We start from the raw sequence: 17,622 nt of genomic DNA, 5'->3' as shown, positions 1-17,622 counted from the left end.
ATGTCTTTGAAGCAGTTAACGCTCGATCTTGTTCCGAATGAGGAGGCTACGTTTGATAACTTTGTGATTGGCGAGAATCACGAAGTGGTTGAAATGTTGTCTGCTTGGTCGAGGGAGTCGGCGTCTGATCGTTTTATTTATCTCTGGGGTGAGGCTGGATGTGGCAAAACTCACCTAATGAAGTCTTCATTGGTCGCGGCTGCCGAGCAAGGATTTGTCACCTGCTATTTGCAAGATGACTTGTTGTTAGAGGTGGAAGCAGATAGTTTGCCTGAGAATGCCTATGTGGCAGTCGATGATGTCACTAGATTGAATCCCTCGCAGCAAATTGCCATTTTTGCTTTATACAACCGTCTGAAAGAGGGCGGTGGTGCGATGTTAACTAGTGGCCCATTACCTTCCGCCCAGTTAGATTTGCGAGATGACTTGGTGACTCGGTTAGGATGGGGCTTGAGCTATCGAGTGAATGGGTTAAGTGATGAGCAAAAGTCTCTTGCCCTACAGCATTATGCCAAAGAAAAGGGCTTTGATTTAACACCAGAAATGGTGGACTACATGCTCATTCATTACCGCCGCGATTTACCATCTTTACTGCAGTTGTTATCGCAGTTAGATCAGTTATCTCTTTCCTTAAAACGCCCCATCACGCTTTCGTTTGTTAGACAGGTACTACAAAGGCGAGTGGAGGTTGACCAAAACCCTAAACAAGAAGATATGTTGATTTTTTCATGAAAAACTTAGCGTTATTTGACTTAGACAATACATTGTTAGCCGGTGATAGTGACAAGACGTGGAATCAATTTCTAATTGATGAAGGGCTTTTGGACGCAGAAGAATCAAAGGTGGCAAATGATCGTTTTTATCAGCAATATTGTGATGGTTCATTGAATATTGATGATTATTTAGCTTTTGCATTGGCGCCGCTCACCCAGTTCTCAATGGAAGAGTTAGCGGCCTTACATGAAAAGTTTATGGCGAATTATATTCGCCCAATGATGAGCGAAAAGGCAAAATCATTGGTGGAACGCCATCTGGCTGCGGGTGATTTGGTGATGATTATTACCGCCACAAATCGCTTTGTGACGGAACCAATTGCTAAGGCTTTTAATGTGCCTTATCTGATTGCGACTGAGGCGGAAATTAAAGATGGCCGCTACACAGGAAAGTCTACTGGTGTGCCAAGTTTTAAAGAGGGCAAAATTACGCGCTTGGAAAGCTGGCTGGAAGAGAAAAACCTTTCTTGGTCCTCATTTGGTGAGTCGTGGTTTTACAGTGACTCCATGAATGATTTGCCTTTGTTAAAGTTGGTAAATCACCCGATTGCTGTTGATCCAGACGCTACCTTGGCTGAGCATGCAGAAGTGCATGGATGGCCTGTGATTAGCTTGCGCTCATAAGTGCATCGGGCAAGGATTGCGCGGTGCTTTCTTTGCCCCATAATCGAGAGATTACCTGATTGGTTGTTTCTGAGGGCGCGCTTGTATAGAAGCGTGCTGTTTCTAGGATTGGCGTCGCTAATCTAAGCAATTCCTCTGCGGCTAGCCGATCTTTCGTGTGTCTTGCGACGGCTAGGCCAGTATCAATAAGTGATACCTGATTACCCGCGATCTCGTTGATGGTTGCGGCTAAAAATGGGTAGTGTGTGCAGCCGAGCACGATGGTGTCTACGTTGGCATCTAACATCGGTCGCATGTATTTGCCTAAAAGTGCTTTCGTCTTCTCTGTGTCTATTTCCCCTGCTTCCACTAATTCTGGCAAACCATGACATGGTTGCGAGTGAACTTCAATGTCGTTGCCAAATCTATCTAAGAGTGCGGCAAATTGCGTGCTTTTTAACGTTCCTTCTGTTGCTAGAACGCCAATTTTTTTGTTGCGAGTTTGCAATGCTGCTGGTTTGACTGCAGGTTCCATTCCTATAATAGGAAGCGGGTAGTGTGCTCTTAGGTATTTTGCGGCGGCAGCCGTTGCCGTATTGCAGGCAATGACGATTGCCTTACACTGTTGGGCGATTAAAAAATCGCAGATTTTTTTTGCCCGATCTACAATAAATTCTGGTGATTTTGTTCCGTAAGGCACATTGGCAGAATCGGCGACATAGATGTAGTGTTCGAGTGGCATTTGTTCGTTCAGGTGCTGAAGAACCGATAGGCCGCCAAGTCCTGAGTCAAAAATTCCAATAGGTTGGTTTCGTGCGTCCATGTGCCAATCTTATTAATTGCATTTAGCGCTGATTATAGTGTTAAGCGCTTACTTTTTGTATGTTGTGTTGTCGATCTATTTCGTAAATTTGATATGAGCAGAGCAACTAAAATTTTTGCTACTAAATTATGGTGTCTGTGGATGGCGTTATTGTGCTTTTCACCGATTGCCGTCTGGGCCGCACCGCCACTCCAGATTGCTGTCGATACAGAAAATCCACCATTTATGTATGCATCTCACGGGGTGGCAAAAGGTTTTTATCCGGATGTGATTAAACATGTGTTTGCTAGAATGGGAAGCCGAGTGGTGATTACCCCGCTTCCTTGGCCAAGAGCACTTGCGAGTGCGAGAGCTGGGAAAATGGGGATTGCAGGGTTGTATCGGATTTCTGAGCGGGAAAGCTGGTTGGATTACAGTGCGCCGTTATTTGTCGAACGAATTTTAGTGTATCACTTGACGATGAAACCCATTCACTTCAAGTCTGTTGCCGACCTTAATGGGCTGAAAGTTGGTGTGATTCGCGGCTGGAGTTACGGAGATGCGTTTGATCAGGCAAGAAAACGTGGCTTGTTTACTGCGTATGAATTGCCGAGTGACGAATTAGGGATGAAAGCCCTTCGTGCTCGCCATGTTGATGTCATGTTAGCGATTCAACAATCGGCGCAAATTATTTTAGATAGCACAACGGATATCACGGCAGAGCCATTACCCTTGGCTGAGTTTTCGACTTATGTGGCATTTCCTAAATCGATGAATATGCGCGAACTGTTGACACGATTTAATTTGAAATTACTAGATGCGCGTAAAGATGGTAATTTTTCTGCGATTGCTGCACATGCAATCGCCGAGGCAAAGTGATCGGCATAATCGAATCAATCATAAAAAAATGGCGCCATGTCTAGATGGCGCCATTTTTATTTGTACTAGCCGGATGACTAAAGCGTTAGGTTCCGGCTATTCGCAAGGCTTACTCGTAGTCGCTCATTGGAATGCAGCTGCAGAATAAGTTGCGATCACCATAGACGTTGTCGACACGTCCGACAGGTGGCCAGTATTTTTGCTGGCGTAAACGCTTCACTGGATAAGCTGCTTGTTCGCGTGCGTATGGGCGATCCCATGCATCAGACAAGACAACTTCTGCTGTGTGTGGCGCGTGAACCAATGGGTTGTTGTCCTTTGGTAGTTTGCCATCTTCCACCGCTTGAATCTCTTCACGAATTGCGATCATTGCTTCGATGAAACGATCGAGTTCTTCAATTGATTCTGATTCGGTTGGCTCAACCATCAAGGTACCTGCAACAGGGAAGCTCATGGTTGGTGCATGGAATCCGAAATCCATTAGACGTTTTGCAACGTCATCAACAGAAATACCGCTGCTGTCTTTGATTGGACGTAGATCTAAAATGCACTCGTGAGCAATCAATCCACCTGGGCCGCTATAAAGTACCGGGTAGTATGGAGCTAGTTTTTTCGCCACATAGTTTGCTGCCAAGATGGCATTTTGAGTGGCGTAGGTTAGACCATCACCACCCATCATACGAATGTAGGCCCAAGAAATTGGCAAAATGCTAGCGGAGCCAAATGGCGCGGCAGAGATTGGACCAATATTACTTGCGCTATTGTCTAGTGTTGGATGGCCTGGCAAGAATTTAGCTAAGTGACCGCCTACTGCAACAGGGCCAACACCTGGTCCACCTCCGCCGTGCGGAATGCAGAAGGTTTTGTGTAGGTTTAGGTGAGAGACGTCGCCGCCAAATAAACCCGGGCCAGATAGGCCAACTTGCGCATTCATGTTCGCGCCATCAACGTACACTTGACCACCATGCTGATGAACAATGTCACAAATTTCGCGAACACCCGCTTCAAATACACCGTGTGTAGATGGGTAGGTAATCATGATGGCGGCTAAATTGGCGCTGTGCTGCTCTGCTTTGGCACGCAGGTCTGCAATATCAACGTTACCTTGCTCATCGCACTTCACAACGACCACTTGCATGCCTGCCATTTGTGCAGACGCAGGGTTCGTACCGTGTGCAGAAGACGGAATCAAGCAAATATTGCGATGCCCTTCGCCACGGCTTTCATGGTAAGCATGGATAATTAACAAGCCAGCGTATTCACCCTGAGAACCTGCATTTGGCTGAATAGACACTGCTGCGTAGCCAGTAGCAGCGGCAAGCATCTCTTCTAACTGGCGAATCATGACCAAATAGCCTTCGGTTTGATTCACGGGTGCAAATGGGTGTAACTGACCAAATTCAGGCCATGTAACAGGGATCATCTCTGTCGTTGCGTTTAGCTTCATGGTGCATGAGCCAAGCGGGATCATGGTGCGATCAAGCGCCAAGTCTTTGTCGGCCAAGCGGCGTAGATAGCGCAGCATTTCTGTCTCTGAGTGATAGAGATGGAAGACTGGGTGATCTAGATAGCTACTTGTACGGTTTAGCTTGTCAGAGAAACTCGCGGTGACGTTTTCTAGTGCGGTAATTTCTGGTAGGTCTGCACCTTGTGGCGCAAAAACATGCCATAGCGCTTCAATGTCTTGGCGAGTCGTGGTTTCATCTAGAGAGATACCTAGTTGATCTGCGCCAACGTTACGTAAGTTAAGACGTAATTGTTGGGCTGCTTCAACAATGGCTTCTGTACGCGCACCAGTTTGCACGGTCAGAGTATCGAAGTAGGTATCGTTGGAAATAGTGAAACCGAGTTGCTTCAGTCCGCTAGCCAAGATACTGGTTAGGCGGTTAACACGCTGAGCGATGACTTTCAGTCCTTTAGGACCATGGTAAACGGCATACATACTTGCCATCACTGCTAGCAATACTTGGGCGGTACAAATATTCGACGTTGCCTTTTCGCGGCGAATATGTTGTTCGCGAGTTTGTAGTGCTAGACGGTAAGCGGGTTGACCTTGGCTATCAATTGATACACCCACTAAACGGCCAGGCATTTGACGTTTGTATTCGTCCTTTGTTGCCATGTAACCTGCATGCGGGCCACCAAAGCCCATTGGTACGCCAAAGCGTTGTGAGGTACCGATAACGATATCCGCACCCCATTCGCCCGGTGGGGTCAGTAGCGTTAAGGCAAGCAGGTCTGCCGCCGCAATGACTAAACCACCGCGTGCTTTGTATGACTGAACCCATTCTGCGTAATCACGGACATCACCATTGACGCCTGGGTATTGCAAGATGACGGCGAAAGAATCGTTTTCTAGTGGTTCGTTACCAGAAAAAATACGTACTTCTACATCAATTGGCTTGGCGCGTGTTTCAACAACCGCGATGGTTTGTGGCAACACATCTGCCGCAATGTAAAGCACATTAGACTTGCTTTTACCTGCGCGTTGAGCAAGCGTCATGGCTTCGGCTGCTGCAGTGCCTTCATCTAACATCGATGAGTTGGCAATGTCCATGCCGGTCATGTCAGTGATCATGGTTTGGAAGTTTAGAATGGCTTCTAAACGACCTTGAGAGATCTCTGGCTGATAGGGGGTGTAAGCGGTGTACCAAGCTGGGTTTTCCAAGATATTGCGTTGGATAACACCTGGGGTATGTGTGCCGTAGTAACCCATGCCAATGTAAGACTTAAATACTTGGTTTTTGCTAGCGATTTCTTTTAGCTCGGCCAATACTTCCGCTTCTGTGCGTGGGCCAGGAAGTGGCATTGCTTCACGGCGGATATTCGCTGGCACAATTGAAGAAATGAACGCTTCCATTGAGTCAAAGCCAAGCTCGCTAAGCATTGCGGTTTGATCATTGCGCGATGGGCCAATGTGACGGCGCTGGAATGCGTCGTGTTGTTCTAGTTCGGTAAGAGAGAGTGGGGTGTTTGGCATCTGATATCACTCCAAGTGATATAAAAACAACAAGGCCGCAGAAGTGGCGGCCTTATCTAGTATTCAATAATTACTGACCGATAAATGCTTTGTAAGCATCTGCATCCATCAATTGCTCAATGTTTGCATCTGCTGCTGGTTTGAGTTTAACAAACCATGCTTCGCCTTCAGGGTCTTCATTCACTAGCGCAGGGTTGTCTACTAGTGCTTCGTTTACTGCAACTACTTCGCCACTAATTGGCATCTTTACATCGGCAGCGGCTTTTACGGATTCGATCACACAGCTTGCGTCACCAGCTTCAACAGTGCTACCTACTTCCGGTAACTCTACAAATACCAAGTCTCCTAGAGAATCTTGTGCGTAGTGAGTAATACCAATAGTCACAGAGCCATCTGCTTCAGGGCGTAGCCATTCGTGATCTTCTGTAAAACGAACTGTCATGATGTTTGCCTTTTTAATCTGAACAATTGTGGGGAGGTTAAGTGCGAAAAATACGGCTTTGTGATATATAAGTCAAATCAATAGTTATAATGATTAGATTTATAATATAAATAAAAGAGGCGCATGTGAAAAACCTTCCAACCGATCTGCTGCGAACCTTTGTGACAGTCATTGATCAGGGCGGCTTCTCGAATGCGGGTGATCTGCTTGGTCGTTCCCAGCCGGCAATCAGTTTGCAAATTAAACGACTAGAAGAATTGGTCGAGGTGTCTCTTTTTCAACGAACAGGAAGAAGTTTTCAGTTATCTGAAGAGGGGCAGGTGCTACTCGCTTATGCACGCTCTATTTTGAACCTAAATGATGAAGCGTTTGCAAGACTGGGCAAGTCGAGCTTATCTGGGGTGGTGCGTTTGGGGGTGCCTAACGAGTTTGCCGACTCATTTTTGCCTGATATCTTGGGAAAGTTTTCTCAGAGTTATCCTGATGTGACGTTGGAAGTGGGATGCGAATTATCAACGCATCTTTTAGCGAAGCTAGATAAAGGAGAGTACGACCTAGTATTTGGCCTACATACGTCTAGCAAAGTAAAAACGACGAGTGAAGGTTGGTCAGAGGAGTTGGTGTGGGTGGGAAGCCCACAGCATGCGGTTTATAGTAAGTCGCCATTGCCTTTGATTGTGGCTCCGATTGGTTGCGTATATCGTCAACGTATCTTAGAAACGCTAGAGCAGATGGGGCGTCCTTGGCGTATTGCGTACACTAGCCCTAGCTTTGGTGGTATTAAAGCTGGTGTGTTGGCGGGGCTAGGTGTCACCGTATTGGCTAAAAGTGCGGTACCAGATGGCGTTCGCGTGTTGGGGGAGGCAGAAAAAATGCCTAAATTGCCTGGCATCCGTGTACATTTGCACTATGATCAAAGCAAGGCGAATGGTGCTGTATTAGGATTGGTTGATTTTATGTCTGCCAGATTGGCGACAACGACTAGCAGTGTCACATCAGCATTATAAACTGTAGGCTGCTTTAGCGATGGAAAGGGAGCAATATGTCAGAAGAAAAAGCGCCAGAGGCGACGCCAGTACCTGCGCCAGAGGCAGTAGCAAAAAGCAAAAAGCAAAAGCTGCTGATGTATGGATTAATCGGCGGTGGTGTACTGCTGATTATTATTAGTGTGGTGGTTGGGTTTTTATTGTCTCGTGGGCACGATACCCCTGCGAAGCATGAAGGAAAATCCGCAGAAGAAGGCCATGCGACCGAAGAGGGTGGGCATGCCGCAGAAGGTGAGCATAAAAAAGAGGAAGGAAAGCAGGATGGTCATCAAACAGATGAGCACGCTGCAAATACACATGGAGCAGAACCTGCTGGACATGGTGAAACCAAAAATGCAGAACATGGTGCGGCTGCCGCAGAGTCTGGTCATGGTGGGAATGATGAGGCTGCCTTAAAGGCTGAAGCAGAAAAGCTAAAGCATGAAGTTGGTCAGTTACAGTTAGATGTGCAAAAGCAAAGCGAAATGCTGACACTGTCTGACGAGGCATCAAAACTGAAGGCGGAGATTGAAGAGCTAAAAGCGAAAAAGTCTGCGCTAGAAGGTGATAAGGTTAAAATTTCTGAAGGCGTTAAACAAATCCGTTCTGGCGAGAAAAAGTGCGTGATGTCTGGTGATCCTGCCAAGCGAATGGATGAGCTACGTGCTTGTCTTGGATTGAGTGGTGCAGCTAGCGGTGGTAAAGAAACGGCGAAAGCTGGAGGCCACGAAGGGCCGCATTGGAGTTATTCTGGTGAAACTGGTCCCGAATATTGGGCGAAACTAAACCCAGAATGGAAACTTTGTTCTGCAGGAAAGACGCAGTCGCCGATTAACTTGGTGGGATCTTATCCTAAAGGTGCGCCGAGCCTTTCTTTTGGCTATAAGTCTGGCGCAATGTCTATTGTGAATAATGGACACACGATTCAAGTCAATTTGAAAGAGGCAGGTGGTGTTGAGTTGGCTGGTAAGAAGTACAGCCTACTGCAGTTCCATTTTCATACGCCAAGTGAAGAGCAGATTAATGGACGACCATCCGATATGGTGATGCACATGGTGCATAAGTCTGATGATGGCAAATTGTTAGTGATTGGTGTCTTGCTGAATAAAGGTAAAGACAACGCTGCATTGAAAGCCGTTTTTGACAATATCCCAAGAGAAGAGGGGGGAGAGAAGTCCCTAGATGCAAAGTTTGATGCAACAAAAATGTTGCCGACAAACAAGGCGTTCTATCACTTTGAAGGCTCGTTGACCACGCCACCATGCTCAGAGGGCGTTCAGTGGTTTGTCCTGAAAGAGCAGGGAAATCTATCACCTAAGCAGTTCGGTTCATTCTCCGGCGTTTATCCATATAACGCGCGACCAATCCAACAAGTGAATGGCCGTAAAATTGTCGAGTAAGTGATTGCGCTTGCCGCCGAGAGTCCAATAAAAAACCTACCACTTGGTAGGTTTTTTATTGCCTGCAGAGCGCGAAAGAATTAGCCGCGGTAGTAGCGTTGAGGGACAAATGGAGTTTTGCTCACCTTCATTGGTACTTGTTTGCCCCGTACTAATGCAAATACGGCGGTGTCTGCTGCTGCGTAAGCTGTCTCTACGTAAGCGAGTGCCATTACGCCTCCTAGGCTAGGACCGAAGCCGCCAGAGGTTACTTTACCAATCACCACGCCATCCGCATTCACGATTTCAGCGCCTTCACGCACGGGGGTGCGTTCTTGGCCTAATAGGCCAACGCGTTTACGGGAAACGCCATTTTGTAATTGAGCCAAGATGGTCGCTGCGCCCGGGAAGCCACCCTCTCGTTCTCCACCTGCACGGCGAGACTTTTGAATTGCCCAGGTAAGGCTAGCTTCGACTGGGCTGGTGCTGGTATCAATATCATGACCATACAAGCACAATCCGGCCTCTAAACGAAGAGAGTCACGCGCGCCAAGACCAATTGGGGCGACATCTTCTAATGCCAACAAGGCACGGCTTAATGCTTCTGCATGGCTATTTGGTACAGAGATTTCAAACCCATCTTCACCAGAGTAACCTGAGCGAGTGACAAAGCATGCGGCGCCTGCTAATTGCAGCGTGCGTGCAGTCATAAATACCCAAGATGAAAAATCTGTTTCTGGACTTAATTTGGCTAGCGCCGCTGCGGCAGTTGGGCCTTGCAGTGCGAGTAGACAGTGTTCTGCAAGTACTTCGATTTCACATTTGCCAGCGAGGTGTGCTTGCATGTGAGCGATATCTTGTTCTTTACAGCCTGCATTGATCACAACAAATAAATGATCGCCCGCATTGGTGATCATTAAATCGTCTAGAATGCCGCCTTCTTCATTGGTGAAGAAGCCATAACGTTGTTGGCCTTCAGGTAGCGTGGTGAGATCAACCGGCACGAGTGTTTCTAATGCGCTAGCAGCATTTGGGCCATGAAGCTTCACTTGGCCCATGTGTGAAACATCAAACAAACCTGCTTTTTCACGGGTGTGAAGGTGCTCTTTAAGAACCCCCATTGGGTATTGCACAGGCATGTCGTAGCCGGCAAAAGGAACCATTTTGGCGCCAAGGTCAACGTGTAGTTGGTAGAGGGCGGTACGGTGGAGGGGTGTATCACTCATCTGGAGCTCCAGTTGTCATTATCTAAACAAATGAGCAACCTCCAGTGGGAGATTGCTCACCATTTCTAATTAAAATAAACTGAAAACAACAGCAGTGATGAATGCGACTTAGTGAATTAACACTCAATCACGTTAACAGGCACTTCAATCACATTAATGGCCAGACCACCACGTGCTGTTTCTTTGTATTTCAGTTTCATGTCTGCACCCGTCTCACGCATGGTTTTAATCACACGATCGAGTGATACAAAATGTTTTCCATCGCCACGCATCGCCATACGTGCAGCGTTAATGGCTTTAATCGATGCCATGGCATTACGTTCAATACACGGCACTTGAACTAAGCCGCCCACAGGGTCGCAGGTTAGGCCAAGGTTGTGTTCCATGCCAATTTCAGCTGCATTTTCTACTTGTTCTGGGCTTAGTCCCATCACTTCAGCTAAGCCGCCTGCCGCCATCGAACATGCAGAACCCACTTCACCTTGGCAGCCAACTTCAGCGCCGCTGATCGAGGCATTTTCTTTGTATAGAATACCAATCGCACCTGCTGTTAGCAGGAAGCGCACGATCCCATCATCGTTCGCGCCCGGGATAAATCGGTGGTAGTAGTGCATGACGGCTGGAATAATCCCAGCGGCACCGTTGGTTGGCGCAGTCACGACTCGGCCACCTGCTGCATTCTCTTCGTTCACGGCTAGCGCGTACAGGTTTACCCAATCCATGGTGGTCAGAGGGTCTTTTAGCGCGGCTTCAGGTTGAGAGGCTAGCTGGCCAAACAGTTCTTTGGCACGGCGACGCACCTTCATGCCACCAGGCAGGATGCCTTCGGTTTTACAGCCTCGCTCTACTGCCCCTTGCATCACTTGCCAAATTTTTAGCAAGCCACTACGAATTTCTTCTTCTGTGCGCCAAGATTTTTCATTCTCTAGCATGATGTCAGAAATGCGCATATTGTGCTTTTGGCACAACGCTAGTAATTCATTGCCTGATTTAAAAGCAAACGGTAATGAGTGATCGTCTGCTTTTAACTGGTCTTTACCTGCATTTTCTTCGTTAACGACGAATCCGCCGCCAACCGAATAATAAATCTTTGCGCGGATTTCTTTGCCTTCCGCGTCATAAGCGGTGAACTTCATACCATTAGGGTGGTAAGGCAAGCTCTGGCGCTTATACATAATTAAATGTTCTTTTTCGACAAAGCGGATGGTTTTATGCCCCATCAAATTGACAGCGTTATCTTTACGAATACGCGCCAACTTGCTTTCTACTTGCTCAACATCTACTAAGTCTGGCAATTCGCCTTCTAGACCTAGCAGAACAGCAGTGTCCGATCCGTGGCCTTTACCCGTTGCCCCAAGCGAACCATACAGTTCTGCTTTAATTGAGCTAACAGCGTCTAGTAAACCATCTTCCTCAATCACACTCACGAACCGCCAAGCCGCGCGCATCGGGCCAACAGTGTGCGAAGAAGAAGGGCCAATCCCTATTTTAAATAAGTCAAAAACGCTGATGCTCATGCTGTGCAACTCCGTGAATAGTCAACATTCACTGCTAAATTGTTATTGTTTTCCTAGCAGCGAATACGAATGAATTTTGAAGCACTGAGAATCGCTTACATTAGCGTCTTTGTGTGTTCGTTATCCGACATATTCCTGCCTGCACTGGTCAGCATGACCGGTTGCTTGGGAAGTTAATCTGAATTGAGTGAAATAACCCAGACTGCTTCAATGGCATCTTATGATGGGTGAAAGGGATTTGTAAAATTAATATTGTTGATTGGTGGATTTATAATATTTATTTATCGAGAGGTTGCTAGCTGCAACCCTCGATAAAGATAACAGTTAAGCGCTGTATCGACTTAAGCTGCTTTGCAGGCTACCCGCTAATTGATTTAGCTCATTAATTTCGCGATCTGCTCCGGCGATCATTTCGGCGGTGACTTGTGCAAGGTTGGCCACTTTTTCAACTGTAATGGCTAATTGCATGCTGGCTGTACTTTCCTCTTGGAGCGCATTGCTAATGTCGGTAACACGAATCTCTGCTTCATTCGTGAGGGATTGAATGTCGCCAACCGCTTTGCCGGCCGTTCTGGCAATGTCTGCTGCCGACTCCACCAAACTGACGTTGGAAGACATTTCCGAGGTGGTTTTTTCTACCGTAGTGCGGATAGATGAAATCACCTCTACAATCTGTTGCGTCGAATTGGTGGTGCGTTCAGCTAGTTTTCTTACTTCATCTGCAACGACTGCAAATCCTCTGCCTTGCTCGCCAGCCCTTGCGGCTTCAATCGATGCATTCAGTGCAAGTAAGTTGGTTTGGTCAGCGATTTCCTTAATAATATTTACGACTTCGCCAATTTGGCGGGCATTGTCATTTAGCGTGGTTAAATTACTCGCTGTCGTACGGATGCTTGCCACTAGCTGATCAATACTGTTGGCGGCCTCATTCACTATTTTGCTGCCCTCTACCGATTGTTGTCCCGCTTTTTGTGCGAAGCGTTGGGTGTCTTGGTTGTTGCCTGTTACCACGGTCAAACTGTTGGACAACTCTTCTACGCCTGCCGCCATCGACATTGCTGCATCCGACTGACTAATACTGTTTTGTTGTACGGTTTGGCTGGTTTGATTTAGATGCGCACTACTTTGATGAATCGCAGAGACGGCTTGTTGTGTTTGGCTTACGAGCCCATGCAATGAGGTCATCAGCTGATTAAATGCTTGAATGGTCTCACCAAACTCATTTTGTTTGTTGTAATTGACTCGCAGCGTCAGGTTCCCGCTACTGATCACCGATTGTGCAGTGTCTCTTAATGCAGCTAAAGGCTTGGAGACGTTAGAGATAACTCGGGTGGCAATTAATAGAAAGATAATGCTTCCACCAATTGCTAGGCCACCTAGAATTATCGCAGTTTGTTTAAAAAATGCATTGGCACCCGTTTGTATGCTTTCTGCCTCTTTCACGATATTTTCTGAGAGCGATTCCATATCGCCTTCTAGTTTTGAAAACGCAGCCTTAAATTGTGCCAGCGCTTCCGCTGTGGGCGCTTGATGGGCCACATAACTATCAGAGAGTTTAGAAGCCAGCATGGTGTAATTGTCTAACGAACTCTTCGTTGACTTCATTTGCGCAGCAAGCTTCTCAGATAAATTGACTTTTTGATTGGCGGAAAATGCGGTTTGTAATGTATTGATATGATCCGCTAAATCTGTTTTTGCGGCTTTAATTTGTGCATCATCATTATTTGCAATTTGAAATGCTTGGATGTCCGCCCGAATAGCATCATGCATCATATCCGCTTGCATTTGGTTTTGAACCACCTGCTGGCTATCAATCAGCCGTCCGACATCGCCTTTTAGCGCAGATAATCCACCTTGGGCGGCAACACCTAGGCCAATGGCAACGATAATTCCCGTCAGTGCAAAGCCATATAACTGATGGCGAATAGAAATGGTTGCCATAAAGTCGTCCCTGTTAGCGATTATCGATAAATTATCCTCATTTCATCTTAGATAGCAACCGTTGAAATATCTAGCAGAATCTATTTATCAAATTGGTAGTTTGACGGTGTTTTTTACTTCTTCCATCACTGCATAGGTATGCGTTTCGCGAACCCCTTTTACTGAACTCAATAACTCATCTAAAAAGGTGCGATATGCATTCATATCTTTTACCCGTGCCTTAATTAGGTAGTCAAACCCGCCTGCTACCATGTGACACTCCATGATCTGAGGCATTTTCTTTGCGGCATCTTTAAAAGAGGCAAAAGATTCTGGTGTGGTTCTATCTAAAGAGACTTCCACAAACACCAGCAATCCAACCCCCATGAGATTTGGGTCTAGCACTGCCATGTAATGCCGGATATAGCCATGAAACTGCAATCGTTTAACGCGTTCTAGGCAGGCAGCAGGGGAGAGGTGTACTTGTTTGGCTAATTCCACATTGGTCATTTTTCCGTCGTCTTGCAAAAACTTCAAAATGGCCTTATCAGTCCGATCGAGGGTAATCATCGTTTTTTACTTTGCGTGTTAATAATTATATTTGGCAATACTGTTCTTGTTCTAACTATAGTTCTGTAAAAACTCTAAATTACCAAACCCTATTTGTCAAAAACATCCATATCATGAACAAAAATTTCCAGCCCCATCTGGACATTTTTTTGTTGGTGATTGCAGTAATTTTAGGGGGTAGTCAGCGGATATTTAGGCTACCCCCAATTTATTGTGAAAAGCAGAAAAGAATAATCAGCCTACTCTCAGAGTTGGTAAAGGCAGCCCCACAGAGGGCAATGTCTATAATGAATACATAGTAATTTTGAATGAATCGGAAACCTTGAACATGAATACAACACCCTCTCCTGTTCCTCCGGTCGCCCCAGGATTGCCAACCCTTCGTCCACGGTTTTTAATGGATGAAGCGGAGGCGCTACGTCCGCTACTAGAAGCGGCAACGCTGCCGGTAGCCAAGCGACAACAAGTACAAGAAACCGCGAAACAATTGGTTTCTAAAGTACGTACCAAAAAGCTAACTAAGTTAGATGCTTTCTTGCAGGAATACGGACTGGATACCCAGGAAGGGGTGATCCTGATGTGTTTGGCGGAAGCCTTGTTGCGTATTCCTGATACAGAAACGCAAGATGCCTTGATCCGTGGATTACTATCCAAGGGGGAATGGCAAAAACACATGGGAAGTTCAACTTCTTGGTTGGTGAATGCCTCTACTTGGGGCTTGATGCTCTCTGGCAAAATCCTGAGCTGGACCAAAGATCCTGGCATTATCATCTCTCGTCTAACCACAAAACTGGGTGATGTGACCCTGCGCCAAGGCGTGAAAACCGCCATGGGTATTCTGGCGAAAGAGTTTGTGATCGGTGAGACCATCCAGGATGCGCTGAAAGAATCTTCTGCGCTACCAGAATTCCGTTACTCCTTCGATATGTTGGGTGAGGCAGCATTTACAGCTCAAGATGCAGCCCGCTATTACAAAGATTACCAAGATGCGATCGCCGCCTTGGCCTGCCCGCCAGCAAGTGATTTCTTTGGCCGCAACAGTATTTCGGTCAAGCTATCTGCGTTGCACCCACGTTACGACTACACCAAGCGTGAGCGTGTGCTGAGCGAAATGGTGCCGATGGTGCTAAAGCTTTGCGAGCAAGCACGCGATGCCAATATTCTGTTGACGTTAGATGCCGAAGAAGCCGATCGCTTGGAGCTTTCGCTAGAGTTGCTGGATGCGTTATTGGCTGCGCCTAGCCTGAAAGGTTGGGATGGTTTGGGCTTGGCTGTTCAGGCCTACCAAAAACGTGCACCACTCGTGATTGACTGGTTGGCAGAGCGTGCCCGTTTCCACGGCAAGACCATTCCGGTGCGTCTGGTAAAAGGCGCTTACTGGGATGCAGAAATTAAGCGTGCGCAGTTGGCGGGCTTAGAAGGCTTCCCTGTTTACACCAAGAAAACCCATACTGACGTGTCTTATATGGCATGTGGTCGCCGTATGTTGTCACATGGTGATGCCTTCTACCCGCAATTTGCGACACATAACGCACATACCGTTGGCTACTTCTTAACGCTAACTCGCGGAGATGGCGCTGAATTCAAAGGTGCAGACTTCGAGTTCCAACGCCTGCATGGCATGGGCGAAATGCTACATCGTTCGCAAATGGAAAAATTCAATGTGCCAGTCCGTGTGTACGCACCAGTCGGCTCTTTCCATACCTTGCTTCCTTATTTGGTTCGCCGCTTGCTAGAGAATGGTGCCAATAGCTCATTCGTAAACCGCTTGGGTGATGCGAGCCTACCAATCGATGATGTGGTGGCAGATCCAATCAAAAAAGTGGAAGCAACCGATCTTTCCGGACACAGCAAAATTGCATTGCCAATCAATATCTTTGGCAACGACAGACAAAATTCCAAAGGGCTTAACATGGCTGACTTAGACGTACTGACCCCACTACAATCTGAATTAGAAAAACATTACGCACGCCAATGGCAAGCCTGCCCAATTATTGGTGGTGAGCGTCGTGGTGGCAATGCAGTGAATGTATTTAACCCAGCAAACATGAGCGAGCAAATCGGTATGGTCGCTTCTGCCGATGAAGCGATGATCGATGAGGCAATGAAAGTTGCTGATGCAGCATCTGAAGAGTGGAGCCAAACGCCGGTTGAAGTCCGTGCTGCGGCGCTATACCGTGCGGCTAACTTGTTAGAAACCAATCAGGCAGAATTGATTGCTATCTTGGTTCGTGAAGCTGGTAAGACACTGAATGATGCACTAGGTGAAGTGCGCGAGGCCGTAGACTTCTGCCGATTCTACGCCAATGAAGCTCGTCGCTTGATGGGACAGCCAATCCAATTGCCAGCTGTTACTGGTGAAGATAACCAACTCATCTTGGCTGGTCGTGGCGTGTTCTTCTGCGTGTCACCTTGGAACTTCCCATTGGCCATCTTCTTGGGCCAAATTACCGCCGCTATCGCTGCGGGTAATGCCGTGATTGCAAAACCAGCAGGCCAAACCTCGCTGATTGCTTACCGCTCGGTTGAATTGCTACTAGAAGCCGGTATTCCTGGTGGTGTGCTTAACTATGTGCCTGGTTCTGGTTCAAAAATTGGTCGCCAAGTAATTAACGATCCTCGCCTAGACGGTGTGGTCTTTACTGGTTCAACCGAAGTGGCTCAGCAACTATTCCGTGGCTTGGCTAATCGTGACGGTGCCATCTTGCCGCTAATCGCAGAAACCGGCGGTATGAACGCCATGATCGTGGATAGCTCTGCGTTACCAGAACAAGTGGTATCCGACGTGATCATGTCAGCGTTTAACAGCGCGGGCCAACGCTGTTCAGCACTACGTCTACTCTTTGTACAAGACGACGTTGCTGATCACACTATCAAGCTACTGAAAGGTGCAATGGCTGAACAGCAGCTGGGTAACCCAGCGCTGATTCAAAGCGACATTGGCCCAGTGATTGATGTGAATGCAAAGATCGAACTAGAACGCTACATTGCCGGCCTTCGCCAAACCGCCAAAGAAATCGCGACTGCAGCATTACCGGCTGATGCATCACGTGGCAACTTTGTAGCACCAGTAGCGTTTGAAATTACGCTAGACCAATTGCCAGAGCGTGAAGTATTTGGCCCTGTGCTACATGTGATTCGTTGGAAAGCGGGCGAACTACAGAACATCCTAGCCGCTATTCACAAAACTGGTTATGGCCTAACACTAGGTATCCACAGTCGTATCGATGCGCATATCGACTGGATCAAGAAAAACGCACGTATCGGTAATATCTATGTAAACCGTAACCAGATTGGCGCGGTGGTAGGTACCCAGCCATTTGGTGGGGAAGGCCTATCTGGTACGGGTTATAAAGCAGGTGGCCCACACTACCTACTCAAGTTTACAACCGAGCGTGCTATTTCTGTAAATACTACCGCTGCGGGTGGTAATGCATCACTACTTGCATTGGGTGGTGAAGGCTAAGTTTTCCTAACCCTTGTAACAACTCTCTCCAAGTTAGGTT

13 protein-coding genes are annotated in these 17,622 nt (G+C 47.1%); 6 read left to right on the top strand and 7 right to left on the bottom strand.

Going from position 1 to position 17,622, the window contains the following annotated elements:
- Entirely contained in the window at positions 1–732 is a 732-nt protein-coding gene (gene hda / locus LIN78_RS03110; protein ID WP_227178371.1) for a DnaA regulatory inactivator Hda, read from the top strand.
- Positions 729–1,397 carry a histidinol-phosphatase gene (locus tag LIN78_RS03105; protein ID WP_227178369.1) on the top strand — a complete coding sequence of 223 codons (669 nt, stop codon included), beginning with the start codon at positions 729–731 and terminating at the stop codon, positions 1,395–1,397. Before hda ends, LIN78_RS03105 begins: the two co-directional genes overlap by 4 nt.
- On the opposite strand, the gene murI is transcribed toward LIN78_RS03105, so the two are convergent.
- The gene (gene murI / locus LIN78_RS03100) at positions 1,381–2,199 is read right to left on the bottom strand and encodes a glutamate racemase (protein WP_227178366.1); all 819 of its coding nucleotides are present in this window, start codon (positions 2,197–2,199) and stop codon (positions 1,381–1,383) included. The two genes, LIN78_RS03105 and murI, sit on opposite strands and share 17 nt — an antisense overlap.
- Before the next feature lie 141 nt (positions 2,200–2,340).
- On the opposite strand from murI, the gene LIN78_RS03095 reads away from it, so the two are divergent.
- Positions 2,341–3,057: a substrate-binding periplasmic protein gene (locus LIN78_RS03095; RefSeq protein ID WP_227178364.1), complete on the top strand. Its 717-nt coding sequence runs from the start codon at positions 2,341–2,343 to the stop codon at positions 3,055–3,057.
- A gap of 109 nt (positions 3,058–3,166) precedes the next feature.
- Here the strand turns inward: LIN78_RS03095 and gcvP are convergent, their stop codons facing one another.
- Complete coding sequence (gene gcvP, locus LIN78_RS03090) at positions 3,167–6,037, bottom strand: aminomethyl-transferring glycine dehydrogenase (RefSeq protein ID WP_227178361.1); 2,871 nt, start codon at positions 6,035–6,037, stop codon at positions 3,167–3,169.
- A gap of 70 nt (positions 6,038–6,107) precedes the next feature.
- Positions 6,108–6,479: a glycine cleavage system protein GcvH gene (gene gcvH, locus LIN78_RS03085; protein WP_227178358.1), complete on the bottom strand. Its 372-nt coding sequence runs from the start codon at positions 6,477–6,479 to the stop codon at positions 6,108–6,110.
- A 125-nt stretch (positions 6,480–6,604) separates the two neighbouring features.
- On the opposite strand from gcvH, the gene LIN78_RS03080 reads away from it, so the two are divergent.
- Both LIN78_RS03080 and LIN78_RS03075 read left to right on the top strand, forming a co-directional pair.
- Positions 6,605–7,486 (top strand): LysR substrate-binding domain-containing protein, encoded by an 882-nt coding sequence (locus tag LIN78_RS03080; protein ID WP_227178356.1) that lies wholly within the window; start codon positions 6,605–6,607, stop codon positions 7,484–7,486.
- 35 nt (positions 7,487–7,521) lie between these two features.
- Complete coding sequence (locus tag LIN78_RS03075; protein ID WP_227178354.1) at positions 7,522–8,904, top strand: carbonic anhydrase family protein; 1,383 nt, start codon at positions 7,522–7,524, stop codon at positions 8,902–8,904.
- Between the two features lie 80 nt (positions 8,905–8,984).
- Here the strand turns inward: LIN78_RS03075 and gcvT are convergent, their stop codons facing one another.
- From gcvT to LIN78_RS03055, 4 genes are all read right to left on the bottom strand, one after another.
- Positions 8,985–10,109: a glycine cleavage system aminomethyltransferase GcvT gene (gene gcvT / locus LIN78_RS03070; protein WP_227178352.1), complete on the bottom strand. Its 1,125-nt coding sequence runs from the start codon at positions 10,107–10,109 to the stop codon at positions 8,985–8,987.
- 116 nt (positions 10,110–10,225) lie between these two features.
- Positions 10,226–11,626: an L-serine ammonia-lyase gene (locus tag LIN78_RS03065; protein ID WP_227178351.1), complete on the bottom strand. Its 1,401-nt coding sequence runs from the start codon at positions 11,624–11,626 to the stop codon at positions 10,226–10,228.
- 324 nt (positions 11,627–11,950) lie between these two features.
- Positions 11,951–13,567, bottom strand: a complete 1,617-nt coding sequence (locus tag LIN78_RS03060; RefSeq protein WP_227178348.1) for a methyl-accepting chemotaxis protein — start codon at positions 13,565–13,567, stop codon at positions 11,951–11,953.
- 87 nt (positions 13,568–13,654) lie between these two features.
- Positions 13,655–14,116, bottom strand: coding sequence for an Lrp/AsnC ligand binding domain-containing protein (locus tag LIN78_RS03055; protein ID WP_227178346.1), 462 nt, complete (start codon positions 14,114–14,116; stop codon positions 13,655–13,657).
- Positions 14,117–14,444: 328 nt separating this feature from the next.
- On the opposite strand from LIN78_RS03055, the gene putA reads away from it, so the two are divergent.
- On the top strand, positions 14,445–17,582 hold the full coding sequence (gene putA, locus LIN78_RS03050; protein WP_227178344.1) for a bifunctional proline dehydrogenase/L-glutamate gamma-semialdehyde dehydrogenase PutA: 3,138 nt from the start codon (positions 14,445–14,447) through the stop codon (positions 17,580–17,582).
- Positions 17,583–17,622 lie beyond the last annotated feature (40 nt).

The organism is Leeia speluncae, from assembly GCF_020564625.1.
Classification (GTDB): domain Bacteria; phylum Pseudomonadota; class Gammaproteobacteria; order Burkholderiales; family Leeiaceae; genus Leeia; species Leeia speluncae.
Note: the sequence above shows the minus strand (reverse complement) of the source record. Positions and strands in the feature narration are given on the sequence as shown.